Annotated in this window: 2 protein-coding genes; both read left to right on the forward strand. The window is 41.2% G+C overall.

All coding sequences use genetic code 11. The annotated features are described in order from the left end of the window. The first annotated feature begins 25 nt into the window (after positions 1–25). Entirely contained in the window at positions 26–232 is a 207-nt protein-coding gene (locus tag N1032_RS25665; RefSeq protein ID WP_259543435.1) for a hypothetical protein, read from the forward strand. Continuing rightward, positions 232–678 (forward strand): HNH endonuclease signature motif containing protein (locus N1032_RS25670; protein ID WP_259543436.1); only part of this gene is annotated, 447 nt, incomplete at its 3' end. The genes N1032_RS25665 and N1032_RS25670, both read left to right, overlap by 1 nt.

Below are 678 nucleotides of genomic sequence, written 5' to 3' on the forward strand. Positions count from 1 at the left end.
ATCATAATATGGAGATTTAATAATTATGGAAAATACAGAATTAGTTAATATGCGTAATGCTGAATTAGCTAAACAGGCTAATAAAAAAGATACCACCATTCTAGAGCAGGGTTTTACAATCCAACAGCTAGAGCGTGAGAATCAAGAGCTAAAGAATGTTATTGAGCAAGGCCGGGAAAGCCTAACCAAAGCATTTAATATTTTAGGTGATTTGATTGTAGGGGCTAAATAATGCCAGCAGCTACCACGCCGCCCCCGTCTTTCTTCCGTGATATTCTGGAAGTGAAAAGAGGTTATCTATACTGGCAACCTCACTACCAGAATAAACGGCGTACAGATAAGCCTATTGGCTCTATTAACTCCCGTGGCTACCTAACAGCCCGTATGGAATCTGGCGGTTATTACCGCACTTATTCTATTCATCGTTTGATTTACTGGCTTACTTATGATGAGTGGCCCGGAGTAATCGACCATAAGAACGGAATCACCACAGACAACAGGCCAGAGAATTTACGGGCCTGTACTCATCGCCAGAACGGATGGAATAGAGGTAAATCTATTACTAATACTACTGGTTATGCTGGAGTGGCTAAGACCCGTCCAGATTGTGACACATACAGAGCACAAATAGCGGTAGATGGTAAATCATATCATGTATATGGTTTTGAAACTCCAGAA

Origin of the sequence: Herbiconiux daphne, from assembly GCF_024979295.1 — a bacterium.
Lineage (GTDB): Bacteria > Actinomycetota > Actinomycetes > Actinomycetales > Microbacteriaceae > Herbiconiux > Herbiconiux daphnes.

Bases quoted from the DNA above. Each gene is read 5' to 3' on its own strand.
- N1032_RS25665 (WP_259543435.1), top strand. From the start codon at position 26: ATGGAAAATACAGAATTAGTTAATATGCGTAATGCTGAATTAGCTAAA.